Annotated in this window: 18 protein-coding genes; 11 read left to right on the top strand and 7 right to left on the bottom strand. The window is 40.7% G+C overall.

All coding sequences use genetic code 11. The annotated features are described in order from the left end of the window. Nucleotides 1–8 precede the first annotated feature (8 nt). The 3 genes from AWM68_RS02015 to AWM68_RS02005 all read right to left on the bottom strand — a co-directional run bounded on the left by AWM68_RS02015 (nucleotide 9) and on the right by AWM68_RS02005 (nucleotide 2,673). Complete coding sequence (locus AWM68_RS02015) at nucleotides 9–1,697, bottom strand: hypothetical protein (protein WP_066236412.1); 1,689 nt, start codon at nucleotides 1,695–1,697, stop codon at nucleotides 9–11. Nucleotides 1,698–1,811: 114 nt separating this feature from the next. Beyond that, nucleotides 1,812–2,426 (bottom strand): DUF6518 family protein, encoded by a 615-nt coding sequence (locus AWM68_RS02010; RefSeq protein WP_066236411.1) that lies wholly within the window; start codon nucleotides 2,424–2,426, stop codon nucleotides 1,812–1,814. Between the two features lie 7 nt (nucleotides 2,427–2,433). Then, on the bottom strand, nucleotides 2,434–2,673 hold the full coding sequence (locus AWM68_RS02005; protein WP_066236410.1) for a hypothetical protein: 240 nt from the start codon (nucleotides 2,671–2,673) through the stop codon (nucleotides 2,434–2,436). A gap of 358 nt (nucleotides 2,674–3,031) precedes the next feature. Here AWM68_RS02005 and AWM68_RS02000 point away from each other — a divergent pair, with 358 nt between their 5' ends. Next, the gene (locus AWM68_RS02000) at nucleotides 3,032–4,519 is read left to right on the top strand and encodes an MDR family MFS transporter (RefSeq protein ID WP_066236409.1); all 1,488 of its coding nucleotides are present in this window, start codon (nucleotides 3,032–3,034) and stop codon (nucleotides 4,517–4,519) included. 23 nt (nucleotides 4,520–4,542) lie between these two features. On the opposite strand, the gene AWM68_RS01995 is transcribed toward AWM68_RS02000, so the two are convergent. Then, a complete protein-coding gene (locus AWM68_RS01995; protein WP_066236408.1) occupies nucleotides 4,543–5,292 on the bottom strand; it encodes a ZIP family metal transporter in 750 nt (249 codons plus the stop codon). Between the two features lie 187 nt (nucleotides 5,293–5,479). On the opposite strand from AWM68_RS01995, the gene AWM68_RS01990 reads away from it, so the two are divergent. Continuing rightward, nucleotides 5,480–6,265 (top strand): lipase family protein, encoded by a 786-nt coding sequence (locus tag AWM68_RS01990; RefSeq protein ID WP_066236407.1) that lies wholly within the window; start codon nucleotides 5,480–5,482, stop codon nucleotides 6,263–6,265. A 264-nt stretch (nucleotides 6,266–6,529) separates the two neighbouring features. Then, nucleotides 6,530–7,150, top strand: a complete 621-nt coding sequence (locus AWM68_RS01985; protein ID WP_156488274.1) for a cell wall hydrolase — start codon at nucleotides 6,530–6,532, stop codon at nucleotides 7,148–7,150. Nucleotides 7,151–7,435: 285 nt separating this feature from the next. Here AWM68_RS01985 and AWM68_RS01980 read toward each other — a convergent pair whose 3' ends face one another. After that, nucleotides 7,436–8,347: a hypothetical protein gene (locus tag AWM68_RS01980; protein WP_066236406.1), complete on the bottom strand. Its 912-nt coding sequence runs from the start codon at nucleotides 8,345–8,347 to the stop codon at nucleotides 7,436–7,438. A gap of 209 nt (nucleotides 8,348–8,556) precedes the next feature. On the opposite strand from AWM68_RS01980, the gene AWM68_RS01975 reads away from it, so the two are divergent. From AWM68_RS01975 to AWM68_RS01960, 4 genes are all read left to right on the top strand, one after another. Further along, nucleotides 8,557–8,982, top strand: a complete 426-nt coding sequence (locus tag AWM68_RS01975; RefSeq protein ID WP_066236405.1) for a DMT family transporter — start codon at nucleotides 8,557–8,559, stop codon at nucleotides 8,980–8,982. 27 nt (nucleotides 8,983–9,009) lie between these two features. Continuing rightward, nucleotides 9,010–9,711 carry a Crp/Fnr family transcriptional regulator gene (locus AWM68_RS01970; protein ID WP_066236404.1) on the top strand — a complete coding sequence of 234 codons (702 nt, stop codon included), beginning with the start codon at nucleotides 9,010–9,012 and terminating at the stop codon, nucleotides 9,709–9,711. 15 nt (nucleotides 9,712–9,726) lie between these two features. After that, nucleotides 9,727–10,227, top strand: coding sequence for a DMT family transporter (locus AWM68_RS01965; protein ID WP_066236403.1), 501 nt, complete (start codon nucleotides 9,727–9,729; stop codon nucleotides 10,225–10,227). 200 nt (nucleotides 10,228–10,427) lie between these two features. Continuing rightward, nucleotides 10,428–11,486: a M14 family zinc carboxypeptidase gene (locus tag AWM68_RS01960; RefSeq protein WP_066237427.1), complete on the top strand. Its 1,059-nt coding sequence runs from the start codon at nucleotides 10,428–10,430 to the stop codon at nucleotides 11,484–11,486. A 139-nt stretch (nucleotides 11,487–11,625) separates the two neighbouring features. Here the strand turns inward: AWM68_RS01960 and AWM68_RS01955 are convergent, their stop codons facing one another. After that, nucleotides 11,626–12,285, bottom strand: a complete 660-nt coding sequence (locus AWM68_RS01955; protein WP_066236402.1) for a C40 family peptidase — start codon at nucleotides 12,283–12,285, stop codon at nucleotides 11,626–11,628. 239 nt (nucleotides 12,286–12,524) lie between these two features. Here AWM68_RS01955 and AWM68_RS01950 point away from each other — a divergent pair, with 239 nt between their 5' ends. Together AWM68_RS01950 and AWM68_RS01945 are read left to right on the top strand one after the other, a co-directional pair. Beyond that, entirely contained in the window at nucleotides 12,525–12,818 is a 294-nt protein-coding gene (locus tag AWM68_RS01950) for a hypothetical protein (protein WP_066236401.1), read from the top strand. 69 nt (nucleotides 12,819–12,887) lie between these two features. Then, the gene (locus tag AWM68_RS01945; RefSeq protein WP_066236400.1) at nucleotides 12,888–13,724 is read left to right on the top strand and encodes an oxidoreductase; all 837 of its coding nucleotides are present in this window, start codon (nucleotides 12,888–12,890) and stop codon (nucleotides 13,722–13,724) included. A 4-nt stretch (nucleotides 13,725–13,728) separates the two neighbouring features. On the opposite strand, the gene AWM68_RS01940 is transcribed toward AWM68_RS01945, so the two are convergent. After that, entirely contained in the window at nucleotides 13,729–14,199 is a 471-nt protein-coding gene (locus AWM68_RS01940) for a DinB family protein (RefSeq protein ID WP_066236399.1), read from the bottom strand. 174 nt (nucleotides 14,200–14,373) lie between these two features. On the opposite strand from AWM68_RS01940, the gene AWM68_RS01935 reads away from it, so the two are divergent. Further along, nucleotides 14,374–14,769, top strand: coding sequence for a hypothetical protein (locus AWM68_RS01935; protein WP_066236398.1), 396 nt, complete (start codon nucleotides 14,374–14,376; stop codon nucleotides 14,767–14,769). Between the two features lies 1 nt (nucleotide 14,770). Then, complete coding sequence (locus tag AWM68_RS01930; protein WP_066236397.1) at nucleotides 14,771–15,175, top strand: hypothetical protein; 405 nt, start codon at nucleotides 14,771–14,773, stop codon at nucleotides 15,173–15,175. Nucleotides 15,176–15,188 lie beyond the last annotated feature (13 nt).

Below are 15,188 nucleotides of genomic sequence, written 5' to 3'. Positions count from 1 at the left end.
GGAAAAACCTATTCTTCAATAAAAGGACGATCACGCAGATGCTCCGTTTGTTCCATCAACACATAAGCAAAATGGTCGTAATCTACCCATTTCATTGGGATGACGAGCTGTTCCTCGTTTTTCTTATTAAAAACAGAAATTCTTTTTTTGTTGTATTTCACTTTTTTAATATCTTGAATCTGAATCACGTTTGTTTTGCTGCCTTTTTGCACAACAAGGTCTTGCCCAACGATGAACACCTTGCTTCTCTTAATCTTCCAAAACTCAAGGACTGTTAATATCAACCCGATTATCGTAAATCCAATAGAGATAAAGATTCCATCGTCAATGCCATCCATGAACGTTCGCGTCCAGTGCGAGATCAGAATCGCATAAAAGAACCACATTCCTTTTGATAGCTTTGGAGAACTTTCATAATGGATTTCAGTGTGATGCTGTTTCTTTGTGTCTTCGCGCTTCACCAAAAACTCCTCTTTGTGCTGAGCGATCGATTTCGCATCAAGCTCTACGAAATCTGTATACGTCCCTTCCCAAACATGAGCGGTGTCATCCCCGTCTTCTAAGGAAAAGCCGCCTGCCCAGCCCACATAGTCTGTACCTGATTCTTTGAAACTGAGTAAATAATATCGTACAGGCTGGCCGTATTGATTCTCGGTATCTATCGAATCTAGAACATGAATGTTTTCAGGAAACTTGCCTAGTAATCTTCCATCTTCCTCATCCTGCATGTATACGAGATGCGTGAACATTTTAGATTGAGCCATGATCGGCTGTTTTTTATCTTTTATAGGGTAGAGGTTCTCTTTGCTCGCACCCTTCAAGTCCCAATAGAAATCTTCTGCACTCTCTAAGTTTTCAGCTAACTGAAGGAGCACCTCTTCTTCTACTTTCACGTGTTTGATTAAACTTACGATTACAGCTTTTTCAGCAATGAGTGGATCTTTGAAACGCACTGCTTCGCTAAGATACTCTTCGCATTCGAGCGTATAGTAGTAGTTCATCAACTGCAGAAGAAGCCCCATGTGAAAACGAATTGTTATGTAGTCTTCTTTCCATGCGGTGTAAACAAACTTAGCAGAGTATTCTCTATCATATGAAAGATATTGTGTTCTCGTTGTTTCATAGTCTGCAAGGAGAATCGGCAGAACCGTATCTTTCTTATATTCCCACTCTACTCCAGATTCAATAACCGAATGAATCATGTCATACATCATGAACTTATAGTGAGGCGTGAGGATGCGGTCGATCGTTTTGTTTAAGATATTTCGAACGAATACAGGAAAGTTCACAAGCTGCTCGACCGGGAGATGAACCTCCTCTTTATTGATCAATTCGGCAAGCTTCTCTTCTATTTCAAAAAAGATCTCTTCATCCTCTGTCAGTAAAAAAAGTTCAACCGCCCGTATTTGCGCAGCGGGTGAGAAGGAATCAAAATGCTTAATTAAGTGGTCGATTACTTCTGGCATCGGGTAATCACAAACGAAATCGATTAAATAAAACGACGGATTATCCCACTTATCTACCGATTTTGGAAAATGGCGTGCGGCTACTTCTATCATTTCTAATAAAAGCTCCAGTCTGATCTTTTCGTTTTCTTCTTCTTTAAACTCGTATAAAAGGTCAAGCCCCTCAAACCTTTTATCAGGGTCATCACTTCTAATCTGCTTCAACATACTTCTAACTTTTAATTCGTTCATCTCTTCACCTTTTACATTTTAAATTTAATGAACAGAAATGCATTCGATTTATTCTAATTTATTCCAAAAGGAAATTCAATCTATATTTTGGAATAATTTTGTTCTTTGAGAACTTTATACTGGCAACATATAAAGAAGCCCTAATCTTTCAATGAGGAGAGTCCATGCTGCCGTAAAAGGCAGGATTCGCAGACGCTGCAGACCGGTTTTTGGCAACAGCATAATGAGAAGTAATGCTGCCAATAGATCAAACCCTCTTGAAGGAATAAAGGTATATAAATAGGGATAGCCTTGGACAATTAAGAGACTGATTGGCAGTGACGCAGAAAGTGCTGCGAGCCATCCTTTTCCGCGTGCGAACCAAACGGCGTATCCCCCTATTGGTGAAAACAAGGCCATAATACCCCACCCTAGAAAAATACGTGATGGAAAGAATCCAAATAGTATTGTGGAATACATGTAATACACCATTAGCATGCTGGCTAGAAAAATAAAAGCATGCAGTGCCGCAGCATTTGGAGACCGGCTCCACGCTGCTATCATTGTGGTGATGAGGATCCAAATTCCAAGATCAGTGCCGATTAATCCTATTGTCGTTCCATCCACAAATTTTGCTATGAATCCGAAAAACGATCCTAGAAGGAAAACGAGTAATGAGCTTATGGCTTTTTGCGGGAGTGATTTACTTTTTGTTGTAACAGGTCTTATTTGTTGCAGCTGATTGTTCATCCTCCATTCACCTCGATTCTGATTTTATAAAAAGGTAAATGCCAGCAACTAGCAAGACCAAACTCATGCTTAGTGGAGCAATCCCCACTTCTTTTAATGCTGTTCCGAATAATCCAAGATTTGTTTCGTATCCTCCGATATCTGGTGCTGTTAAGTAAAGTGAATAGACGGATGCTGATATAAGTGTCATGCCAAACAATACGATACTGGAAATGAAGAAAACGCTGCCGATTATTAACTTTTTCACACGATACCTCTTCTCAATCAATGTTTATGAAAACGATATCCTAAACTTGTTCACCATTCTTACTCTCGTTTCCTTCAGCCTGACGTATAAACCGATATGGAAAGGGGCGAATCTGTTGGATTCAACTCATAAATTGTCCGATTCCTCTCCTAATTTGTCCAATCTTCACCATAATCTGTCCAGTTGATGCAATAATCTGTCCAAACTCACATGTAGTCTGTCCAATCACCAAAATGGCTTTAGATGGTTCGTAAATATGGCTTATCCCTCATCAACGTGATAAACTATTTTCTTGGGTTTACTACTTATTTAACTTTATGAACTATATGATGTACTTTTGCTGTTGAGGAGGACTTATATGAGAAAACAAATCATGACCGCTTTATTGCTCGTGACCGTTCTTGCCGCGATGGAAGGAACCATTGTGAGTACGGCCGTTCCACGAATTACGAGCGACTTGTCTGGCATCGAGCTCGTGAGCTGGGTGTATGCGGTCTATATGCTGGCGACTGCGGTTTCCACACCGATCTACGGAAAACTCGCTGACTTGTTTGGCCGAAAAAAAGTCATTCTTGCCGGTATTATTTTATTCTTAGCAGGATCTGCTTTATGCGGAATTGCGATGTCGATGGAGCAGCTTATCCTCTATCGGGCGATTCAAGGTCTTGGCGCTGGTGCTGTTATGCCGATCACGATGACCATTATTGGGGATCTGTATTCTGAAGCGAAAGAACGCGCAAAAGCACAAGGCTGGATTTCTGCTGTCTGGGGTGTTGCAGGGGTGCTCGGTCCACTAGCAGGTGGTTTTCTTGTTGATACGTTGTCGTGGCGTTATATCTTTTTCTTAAATATTCCGTTTGGTCTTGTGGCCTTTTTCATGCTGGCCGCCAACTATAAAGAAAATCTTTCAAAAGGAAAACCGCACATTGATTACTGGGGAGCTGTTACCTTCTCCCTTGCGACGATCGCCTTTTTGTACGCACTCTTAACAGGCAGTCAGACTCAAGAATGGGGTAATCCGCTCATTATCGGGCTTTTCGTTATTTCCGCTCTTCTTTATGTTGGGTTCGTCTTAATCGAGAAAAAGTCACCTGAGCCACTTATTCCGCTTAATCTTTTTTCTAATAAAAGTGTGTTGATCGTCAATTCCCTAACGCTTATTTCTGGCGCAGTTGTTATTTGCATCACGATATACTTGCCGATCTGGAGTCAAGGAGTGATGGGGAAAACGGCCACACAAGCGGGATTCGTGCTGATGCCGCTTCCTGTTATGTGGACGTTAGGTTCACTTGTTGCAGGGAATCTTGTGGGCCGGTTGAAAGATAATTGGATTATTACACTCGGCATCAGCGTAGTAAGTGCCGCTTCACTCCTTTTCTACTTATTAGATGCGCATTCACCAACGTTCTTGATCTATGTGGCTTCAGGTGTTTTAGGACTTGGGATGGGGCTCATTACTCCAATCTACATGTTAATCATTCAAGCATCGGTTCCATCAAATAAACGCGGAGTGGCTGTTGCGTCCAACACGTTCACAAATACGTTTAGCCAAACCCTGGGTTCAGCTGTTTTCGGCACTATTTTTAACTTGATTACTCTTTCAAAGCTTGAGAGTACTGGACAAGACCTTGATTTGAATGCTTCCTTTGAGCATGGAGGCGAATTGCCGACCGGTCAATTAGCGAAACTGCAAGAAATCGTGGCATCAGGCATACATGCCATTTACGGCGTGATGCTCGTGCTGACTATTATCGGGATAGGCGTCTCACTCCTTCTTATAAAGTTTCGAGAACCGTCAAAAGAGCAATCTGCAAAAAACACGAAGAGAGCCGTTCAACCTAAATGAACGGCTCTCTTTTTATTAGCATGTTATACCATCATCATTAAAACCGAATAACCTGCTAAACCTGTGCAAAAGGCAAGAAAACTGCTTTCCTGATCCTCAGGCAGCTCTTCTTTTAATACGTTTAGTATGATTCCTCCCGCAAGCAGGGCAACAAGAACGGAGAGAACCACGTCATGAACAGCGGTTAGTACACCGATTCCCCAGCCTAACAGGATTGCAATAGTCAGAAGAACTCTTCCGTATTTGTCATATGTATGTTTGTGGTCTTTCCTAAGACCCCAGTCGTTTGCGACAAAGTGGATGCTAAGCGCGGTAAAAAAGAAGAACATCCCCCATTTTGTTTCAAACTCTTCTCTTATGAGCAAGTAACCGATTACGGCATTATAAACAAAAAAGGACGCGGTATGAATCCAAAAAACCCCGCTTGAAGCCGAGGCATCTTCAGAGTTCGAGCTGCCGCTCCGCTTCTTTTTTGATTTCTTCACCATTCGTTCAAGTCCATAAAATAGTGCGAGTCCGAACATTGCAATCATATAAATATGATCCTCAATATACTTACCAACGCCATTATCGAGCGATGGTTCAACTTTTTCCTGGTAATGAGTGAGATCTGGGATCAGATGCAGAAATACATAAGAAACCGCAACACCTCCAGCAAACGAGAGGAACTTGCTGCGCAGAGAATCACTCATAAAGCTGATGTACTTCGAGCTTAAATGTACGAGTGCAAACCCTATTACAAAAATTAAACTAAGCATTGTTTTCGTTAGCATGGAAAAACGTCCTCTCTTTAATCATGACAAACGTACATACTTCTATTATGTAACCATTTCCCCTGCTTGCTAAACAGCTATCCTCTCATCACCTGCAAAATGGGTCCATCCCAATAGTATACTTGTCTATACTTGTCCACATGGTCCCTCATATACTATTAAATCGGTGAATCAAGGAGTGATCTGTGTGAAAACAAATAAAGAAGTATTTCCTTTTGACGAGAAACTCGCTCTCTTTCTCGCTGTGATGACTTTTCAGGCGTATATGGTTTACGATTCGAGCGCTTTTATGCTGCCTCCCCATTTTCAATTACAGCATGTGATTACTTCTCGTTCAGGTGAGACGTTCGGTTTTATTGCAAATTCAAAGGATTCAGTGGTGGTAGCCTTTCGGGGAACGAAAACCATGGATAATGTGAGTTCTTATTTGGATGTTATCTTAACACCTTACCTCTATGTTAAAAGTAGTGGGAAGACCCACCGCGGAATTACCCGTATCTATGAATCTTTTAGAGATTCTCTTTTACAGGAAATCAAAAAACTTTATACAAAAGAAAAGAAACTGATTGTTACCGGCCATAGCCTTGGCGGCGGCATTGCTGCACTTTTCACGCTTGATGCTGCAGTGAACACGCCTTTTAAGAATCCGATTCTCTATAGTTTTGCAAGCTTACCAATTGCTGATGAAGCATTCACTAAAAAGTTCTATGAAGAAGTTAAAAACAGCATTCGCATTGTCAATGTTCATGATGCCATCTCCAACTGTATGACTCCTCTCTTTTTTAAGAAAAAGCCCCTTTTGAACCTTCCGATTGGACAAGAATTTCAATTGAACTTTAAAAATAATCGTTTTATCCAAAACCACAGAATTCTCTGTTATATTGATTTTCTAAGCAAACAATACCCAACAGCCTACAAAGAACTATGCTCGAAATATCCAGGGTTCTGCCCGGACACTTCGGTATGTGAATAACAAAATCTGTTTAACCGATGTGGTTGGGTAGGTTTGTTTTTTTTACTTGCTGACTTCGATTCGTATAGAAACAAACTTGTTATTTCCCCCGTTCTATTTCAATGAAACCCTATTTCAAAATAGTTGGTAGTTTTGTATCGTAAATTGTCAAAACTTCATACTTTCGATGTAAAACTTGATTCTATAAAGATAGAGCATGCGCTTCATGTCTAAATCACCCTTTATTGATAATATATAGAAATCATGATGTGAGAGGAGTTAGTGATGAGAGATATAATGAACAGATGTTTACTCTATTTTGTTGTTGTCGGTACTTTATTACTTCCAACAAACGTTCATGCACACGGCCTTTTAACGACTGGAAATCAGGGATCTGAGGTTTCCGCCCTGCAACAAAAGCTAAAGAAAATGGGTTTTTTCTACGGACCCGTTACAGGGTATTATGGCCCCATTACAAAACGAGCGGTTGCCGATTTTCAGTACAAAACGAACCTTGCCTCTGATGGTGTAGCGGGGCCTGCCACTTTTTTGATGCTAAACGACATCGAACAGATGGCCCGTGTTGTACATGGTGAAGCAAGAGGGGAATCCTACATAGGCAAAGTCGCGGTAGCTGCTGTTATCTTAAATCGTTTGGATGATCCAGCCTTTCCGAACCAAATAAGAAATGTCATTCATCAAACAAATGCCTTTACTGCCGTTCATGACGGTCAGTATGACTTACAGCCGAACAGCTATGCCTATCGTGCTGTGATGGATGCCATAAAAGGATGGGATCCAACATACGGGTCGGTTTATTACTATAATCCCCAACTGGCAACAAACACCTGGATTTTCTCAAGAACGTCTGTTAAGAAGATCGGAAATCATCTGTTTGCAAAATAAAGTGGGATATTTAAGACTCGTGAAGCTAATTGGACTTTCATGAGTCTTTTTTTGCGGGTAATCTAACGCACTATGTCGAAAAACGGATAAAAATTTTTATATACGTAATTATGAAAGTTATACACGGATTTATTGAGCATTACCTCTTATAAAAATGGAATTACCTCGTCATTATTTAGTGGTGTTCGTTCCATACGAACACTTCATTTTTTGTACACTTCAAATGGACATGCACATCAAAAAAAGGTGTGCCTCTATCTTCAGGCACACCCTTTTCTCATTATTTTATTGAAAAGTTTTACTTACATGCATGAATTCACGATAACCAGAACGCGTCAGATGATATTGATTATCTAAATAACCGTCTTTCACTAACGAGTCGAGTGTTTCTTCCGGTATGATGTCGATCACTTGGTCCATACGTTGGTTCAGGTCTTCGAGTGATGCGTTTTTGAGCGTGATCGGGTTCATCATACGGACGATTCCTTCAATTCTGGAATCGCGCTTTTGGAACAACTGCGGCGTTTTTTTGAACACATTTTGTATGCGATCTTTGAATTGGTTCAATTCTTGTTTCGTATTGAAACTTTCCGTTTCTTTTTCTCTAATTCTTTCGTTAAAATACTTCATCTCTTCGTTGCTTAATTGTGCTCGTGTGAAAAGCTCGTTGTAGATCTGCGTTTTATCCATCTCGATCTTCGCCAGCTCTTCTTCTTTTATGCGCTGTGTTTCCCAGATTTCTTCTGAGACCACTTCTTCTTCCGGTTCTTCTGCTTCCTCTACCACATCTTCTGCCTCGTCCACAATAGCTGCAGGCTTCTCCACTTTTTCTTCTTCAAAAAGCTCAAGTTGTTCAACAGGTTCAACGGCTTTTGTTTCCTCTACAGATACGGGTTGCGGCGGCTCTGCAGTGACAACCGTTTTAGACATATGCAACTCAATCATCTTCTCCAGCTTGTTGATCTTGCTAAAATAGATGAGTGAAAGGGCGATCGCGAACAGTGAGCAAAATACGGATATAAAATCGGAAAAGCGGAAAACAAATGGTGCAGTTGCGATTTTATAAAAAAGTAATAATGCAAATGCTCCAATAATGATAATCTTTAACCAGCTTTCACGGTTTTTAATTTCGTCGATACTTTGAGGATCTTGATTTTGGTTTTTATTTTTGTTTGAAAATGATTGTAGGCGTTTCATGGCATTTACCTCTTTCATAGAGATTTTCGTGCAGTTTTTTATTTTAACGCAAAATATGGAATGTGGGAAGAAAAAGCACGCATTCATCATGAAACTATCATCCTTCTAACATTTATATAAATAATTTTCCATCTGGGACATATGTCCTTCCCAACCTCTCTTCACTTATTCTTTAATAAATATAGAATTTGACGTTGGGAAGTGATGACATGAAAGGAATTCTGTTCGCGTTTTTGGCAGGAACGTTTATTACCTTACAAGGTGTTGCGAACGCACGGATCAGTCAAGACATTGGTTCCTGGCAAGCGGCTACCATTACGCAATTGACTGGTTTCATCGCAGCTCTTTTGATCGTGTTGATCGTAAAAGATAAAAAGTGGAAACAATTTAAACAAGTGCGTCCGATCTATTTGACGGGCGGATCATTTGCGGCTGTTGTCATTTACGGTAATATTTATGGCATCCATTCTATTGGTGTCACGTTAACGATTGCTGTCATATTGATCTCGCAGCTTTCGATCACCTTTTTGATCGATGGCAAAGGCTGGTTCGGTGTGATGAAGAAAGAAATGAAGCTTCCTCAATTTATCGGAATCGCAATGATGATTGCTGGTGTTGTCATATTAAAATTTTAGGTAGTAAGAATTGAGGTGAAGTGATAAATGAAAGAGCTGCATGATCCAGATCTGCTTGAGCATTATATCCAGACATACGAAATTGAGCCTATGTTAAATAAGGAACTTTTGCCTTATTTGACACTTTATCGCTATGATCATGGTGAGCTGATCTGTTCCCAGGGCGATCCTTATGAAAATTTGTTTCTGCTAGTGAAAGGCAAGCTGAAAATTTTCAACACCTCACCAGAAGGCAAGACGCTTATTCTATCGTTTAAAACACCGCTTGATGTTGTTGGCGATATTGAATATGTAAAGGTTACGGATTTTATCAACACGGTTGAAGCGGTCTCCGAGGTTCATATGATCGCGATACACCACCGCTGGTTAAAGAAATTCGCAAGCGACCACACACCGTTTTTGAAATTTTTATTAAAAATGATCACAGAAAAGTTTTACGTGAAATCCAGTTCATTGAGCTTTAACTTGCTTTACCCCGTTGAAGTGCGTTTTGCGAGCTATCTGTTATCTGTTTGCTTTGATGAGTCAGATGCTCTTTATAGCGGGAAGCTGAGCACGAGTCATTTAATGGATGCGGCAAACTTGATCGGAACGAGCTACCGGCATTTGAACCGCGTCATTCAGCACCTTTCATCAGAGGGATTGGTAGAACGGCACAAAGGTTTTATCGTTGTAAAGAATCGGGACGGCTTAAGCAAGCTTGCCAACCATAGAAATATTTACGAATAGAGAGGGATGTTAGTCATGCTTTTAGGGTTATTCTTTGCGGTTATTGCCGGCTTACTCGTTGGTCTGCAAAACATTTTCAATACACGGGTTAACGATCATGCAGGAACATGGTCAACCACTGCATTGGTGTTGGGCCTAGGGTTTCTTGCATCTATGACGCTTGGGCTTGTTTTTGAAGGAACAGAGCTTTTTGCTCTTCACAACATGAAAACATGGTTTTGGTTCAGCGGGTTGATTGGTGTAGGAGTTGTTGTCTGCTTGGTGCAAGGAACAAAGTTGCTCGGTCCGACGTTTGCTATTTCCATCGTTTTGACTTCACAGCTCGGATCGGCATTATTATGGGATTCAGCAGGCTGGTTCGGTTTAGAAAAAATCCCCTTTACCGCACAGCAGCTAGCTGGTGTGCTCGTGATCATCGGCGGTGTCATTGTGTTTAAGTTTGGCGGGGTTTCTAAGGAAAAACGAGAAGTTCGGAAAGTGAAAACACATATGAAACAACAAACAGCGGGGAGATAAGGAGTCTCCTCTTTTTATGGACAAAAAAGAACACTTCCTACTAATTACCTTCTTTCTTCGTCAAATTTCCATAACTTTCTCCCCATTCACCTTCTTAAAAATGGGTAGTCCCCTCTATTAAAAAGCTGTCAGGCGTACGGTACACTTTAATAGTAGAAATCTTTTGAAATATTCAAAATACGGGAGGCGTACCTTTGAAAATGAAAAAGAAAGTTCTGACTGTTACCTTGTCTGGTCTAATGGCTTTTGGCGCTTTAACTTCGGTATCTTTACCTGCACATGCTGTCGGTAATGGTCCTGGCGCAGGAAATGGATCCATTCAAACTTCCATCCTACATACGTATGAAGAGCTTGTTGATACTTTAAAAACATTAGATGCCAAGCAAGATGCTATGAAACTTGAAGTGATTGGTCAAACCGTAAAAGGTCGAGACATTTACATGGCAAAGTACATATCAAATCCGAGTAACCCTACCATTTTATTTTTGACTCAGCAGCATGGAAACGAACAACTGACAACGGAAGGTGCTTTGGAATTTATGAAGCATCTTGGCACAAATAAAACCAAAGGTCTGTTGGAAAACGTAAACGTGCTTGTTATTCCGATGCTGAACGCTGATGGAGCAATGGGAGATGTTAATTTCTCACTTGAAGATTACTTAGCTGACGGTGACCGCCACCTTACTCGCTATAATGCGAATGAGATCGACTTAAATCGTGAACATGATAAACCAACGAGTGAAATGGAACCAGAAGCTCGTGTCCTTCATGAAAATGTGCTTGCGAAGTATAACATTGATTACATGATTGATCTTCACCACCAGGGAACGTTAAGTGAGACGGACGGAAAGCTTGTTTCTGGTTCTATGCTGTATCCAACAAATGCAAACGTGAAGCCGGAAGTAGTTGAAAAGTCAAAACGCCTTGGCGCAGTAGTGTTCAATGCAATTCATAACACAGGCTGGGGACACATTGGTAAATATGATGGCGGATCTGGCGCAAACATTGGACGTAATGGTGCTGCTATCCGTTACGACATCTCCACTCTCCTTTTTGAAATGCGCGGAATGTCTGATCACTACCGTGAAGACTATGCGCTTGGGCAAAAGAGCAACGGCTATTTGATCAAGCAAACGATCGTCACGCTGGATGCAGCTGTACGTGCGATTGCGGATGACTCAATCGACACAGTCGATGCAAGTTTTTGGGATACACTGCCACAACAAACGAACCGTTCTGGAGAAGTTGACGACGAATAAACATGAAAAAACAGTTCTCTCGGGAACTGTTTTTTTGGTGGTTTCACCTATTATTCTCATATACGGTACGTGAAATTTTTTACATTAAAAAACACCTCAAAAATCGAGGTGTTTCGTAAAATCTATGGCATACCATCATTTATTCGTAGCTTTTCGCTCCAATATAATACTCTGACCAGTACGAACTGCTGAGTTCATCTGATGTCACGCCTTTTGATGAAGACGCATGCATGAACTGATCGTTTCCAATGTAAACTCCGGCATGGCTCGGTCCGTCGCCTTCTAGATCAAAGAAAACGATGTCGCCAACTGCTGGCTTATCCACTTTTGTTCCTTCTGCATAAATGCCATCCACTGTTCGAGGCAAGTCAATGTTTTCTGCTTCATCAAAGATATAATTTAAATATCCGCTGCAATCAAAGCCGTCAGGTGATTCCCCACCCCACTTATAAGGTGTGCCTTCGTATTTTTTTGCTACTTCTACAATGGACGAGTCACTTTGTTCGCCGCTTTGATCAACGCCGAGCGCTTTAAAGGTCTCATCCCCAGCGATGCCATCTACTGTAATCCCTTTATCTGCTTGCAAATTTTTTACTGCATCTGTTGTATAGTCACCATAATAATCGGTTGTTTTGCTATAAGAAAAGTATCCTTTTTCATCTAATGTTTGTTGGAGGTCTTGTACATCTGAATGCTGCATCCCAGGTTTGAGCGTCTGATCTCCGAGCGCGGCTTCACCCACTACTGGATTGAACGCCATAACCCCTGCAATTGCAAATCCTGCTACTGCCTTTTTCAAAATAACATCCCCTTTTCTGTACCTTAATTAATCTGACCTGTCCCATACTAACAGGTGGAGATGACAGAGAGATTGTAAGGCGGTTACAGCGCAATAACAATTTTTGGCGAAATGTATGATGAATTACATATTGTAATATTAGATAATTTTTTCCAGCACGTTGTGGACAAATAGAAGGAAAGATTGCCGGTTATTTGTATAGAGTATATAAAGGGCTAAAATGGTAAGGAGGCGTCTATTTGGAGTTCCCGTTCATCCATACTAACTTTTGGGATGCATTAATCGCTGTGCCTGCCATCATTGTTATGATAGAAATTTTGAAAATCTTCTTCCCCTCTCTCTCTGCTTGGATTCCAACGATCGCCAGCCTGCTCGGACTGATTATTTCTGTTTTTATCGCTCATCCTCATAGTCTTTGGACTGGGATCGTTATGGGGATCGGCTATGGCATTGCTGCAGTTGGTTCGTATGCTGGCTTTGCAGCGGTTTTCCACCACTATCGAGATCGAAGTCCGCACAACCCTTATAAATAGTTGAATGCTAGGTGACTTTTGTTTAAGTTTAATAGTATACGGACTTTTTGAAGAGATTAGGAGATTATCATGAAAAGAAAAACAGCAATTGTAACCGGCACTTCCAGCGGGTTTGGCATGCACTGTGCTGTGGAACTTGCGAGAGCCGGTTTTGATGTGGTCAGCACGATGCGGAATTTGGATCGTGCTGAGATTCTATTAAAACTAGCAGATGGTCATCATGTGGCAGACCGCATCCACCTTCACCCTCTTGATGTCACGTCAGCTGAATCGGTCTCCACATTTACAACTTACATAAAAAAGTTTCCTAGTATTGATGTTCTCGTGAACAACGCGGGGTTCGCACTTGGCGGTTTTTCAGAAGAACTGACCATTGACGAATACCGTTTGCAGTTTGAGACGAATGTGTTTGGTGTGATTGCAGTCACACAAGCTGTTCTTCCAATCATGCGTAAAAATCGTCGCGGCCGAATCATTAACATGAGCAGCATATCAGGCAAGTTCGGCTTCCCAGGGCTTTCATCCTATACCGCTTCAAAGCACGCATTGGAAGGATACAGTGAGAGCCTTCGTCTGGAACTGAAGCCGTTTGGTATTGACGTTGTTCTAGTCGAACCGGGTTCTTATCAAACGAATATCTGGTCGTCTATCGACAAATTGACGATCGACTCTGAATCTCCTTATCATTTTTATATGAAAGCACTATTAAGAGATATTGAATCAGGGAAAGGCAGTCATGGTGATCCGCTTGATGTGGCGAAACTTGTGACAAGGATTGCAACGTCCACAAAAACACCTAAACTACGCTATCCGATCGGTAGAGGTGTGAAGTTAAGTCTGTTTCTGAAAATGATTTTGCCGTGGAAGTGGCTTGAGAACGTCGTAATAAAAAAGCTGCTTAAATAAATGCTCAATCCCAGATTCGGACTCTTGACACACCTGCAGTTCTCAAATAATCCAATAACTGACCGGTGTGTACGGATTCATGATAAGCGACCCGTAGAAGCATGTCTCCAAGATTTCGTATGTATCCTGATTCAGAGCGGTCTATTTTTACCTGTAATAAGTCTTCTTCGGTAAATGACTGAACAGTATGTATAAAATCATTTCGATAAGGCTCTGCAAATGATAGTTCATCCATCACGGTAGTGTATGGTCTATTTTCAAATGGAGATTCGTAAACATTTAAGCTCCCTTTATTTTTAATGGCTAAGTGATAATAATGCTCACTATCTAATACATGCCTAATCATTTCTATACAATTCATAGCTTCAGCATCAGGCTTCCAAAGGAGTTTCTCTTGTGGAATTGAGTTCCAAAGCTTTATGCTTCTTCGTCTCACTTCATTAAAATTAAGAATAAGTAAATCTATTGATTTCATAATTGTTCCTCCTATATGAATGATATATTAATTATACACTTGCGTTCGTTTCAAAGATTGAATAAGTGCTTCAAATCTTCATAACGGTGAAAAAAGTTTAAAACCGCTGAAACCTATATTATCCATAACGCGTAATTCAATATGAATCATTCATTATGTTTGAAGGAGGCTGTTTTGAAAAATAAAATCCTCATCGTTTTTTCAGTGCTGTTATTATCGAGCTGCAGTTTTGGTGCAATGCACAACAAAAATTTAGAACAGTCTATTCATTCTGTGATGAAAGATGAGGGTAAACTGAATTTGAACAAGATTGCTGAATTTGAGTGGGACGAAGCGCACTTATTCCCTCCTTACACTTCTCAGTCAGAGATCAATAAGCAATTAGGCTTTACGTTTAAAGATCCGAGCGGCATGAAAAGCCGTGATGATATTTTTCTGCTGCTGTTTTTAGACAATCATAAGGTTGTTCAGTATGTTGAGGTGTCCAGGGAATACGGGGAACTTATTCCTAAGAATCACCAGCCGGTTACCCCTTCTTCCTCATCATTTAAAGTGAAACGGGTAAATTAAGATGAAAAGGTTATTAACAGGGATAGGATTCTTCGCATTATTATCAGGCTGTACCTCAGTTCAAACCACTTCTGAACTCACCATACAACAACTTGATGTTAAGGCTGCCGAAAAATCACTACAGCAATTTGTTAGATCAGCACAACAAGAAAACGGCATCTACCTGTACCAAGATGAAGAGAACAGCTTTTATTATGTGTTCCTAAACGGAGTAAATATGAAGGAAGTTGTTTCTGCTTTAACCTTTTCTGATGTTGAGGTTACAAGTGAAGACGACACATTGAACATCGCTTATAGTGAGGATTTTATCGAGGATATTAAAGATAAGAAATTAGCAAACCAGCTTTTGTATAAAATAAAGCTAAACCAGGACTATGAAACCCCTCAAACTTTTAAAAAATGGTGAGGAGTCTCATTTT

Source organism: Fictibacillus phosphorivorans (genome assembly GCF_001619875.1).
In the GTDB taxonomy this organism is placed as follows: Bacteria; Bacillota; Bacilli; order Bacillales; family Fictibacillaceae; genus Fictibacillus; species Fictibacillus phosphorivorans_B.
The sequence above is the reverse complement of the archived record's forward strand: the minus strand, read 5'-3'. Positions and strand labels throughout refer to the sequence as shown.

Coding starts and splice junctions, on each gene's coding strand:
- AWM68_RS02015 (WP_066236412.1), bottom strand. CDS start 1,697: ATGAACGAATTAAAAGTTAGAAGTATGTTGAAGCAGATTAGAAGTGAT.
- AWM68_RS02010 (WP_066236411.1), bottom strand. CDS start 2,426: ATGAACAATCAGCTGCAACAAATAAGACCTGTTACAACAAAAAGTAAA.
- AWM68_RS02000 (WP_066236409.1), top strand. CDS start 3,032: ATGAGAAAACAAATCATGACCGCTTTATTGCTCGTGACCGTTCTTGCC.
- AWM68_RS01995 (WP_066236408.1), bottom strand. CDS start 5,292: ATGCTAACGAAAACAATGCTTAGTTTAATTTTTGTAATAGGGTTTGCA.
- AWM68_RS01985 (WP_156488274.1), top strand. CDS start 6,530: ATGAGAGATATAATGAACAGATGTTTACTCTATTTTGTTGTTGTCGGT.
- AWM68_RS01980 (WP_066236406.1), bottom strand. CDS start 8,347: ATGAAACGCCTACAATCATTTTCAAACAAAAATAAAAACCAAAATCAA.
- AWM68_RS01975 (WP_066236405.1), top strand. CDS start 8,557: ATGAAAGGAATTCTGTTCGCGTTTTTGGCAGGAACGTTTATTACCTTA.
- AWM68_RS01970 (WP_066236404.1), top strand. CDS start 9,010: ATGAAAGAGCTGCATGATCCAGATCTGCTTGAGCATTATATCCAGACA.
- AWM68_RS01965 (WP_066236403.1), top strand. CDS start 9,727: ATGCTTTTAGGGTTATTCTTTGCGGTTATTGCCGGCTTACTCGTTGGT.
- AWM68_RS01960 (WP_066237427.1), top strand. CDS start 10,428: ATGAAAAAGAAAGTTCTGACTGTTACCTTGTCTGGTCTAATGGCTTTT.
- AWM68_RS01945 (WP_066236400.1), top strand. CDS start 12,888: ATGAAAAGAAAAACAGCAATTGTAACCGGCACTTCCAGCGGGTTTGGC.
- AWM68_RS01940 (WP_066236399.1), bottom strand. CDS start 14,199: ATGAAATCAATAGATTTACTTATTCTTAATTTTAATGAAGTGAGACGA.
- AWM68_RS01930 (WP_066236397.1), top strand. CDS start 14,771: ATGAAAAGGTTATTAACAGGGATAGGATTCTTCGCATTATTATCAGGC.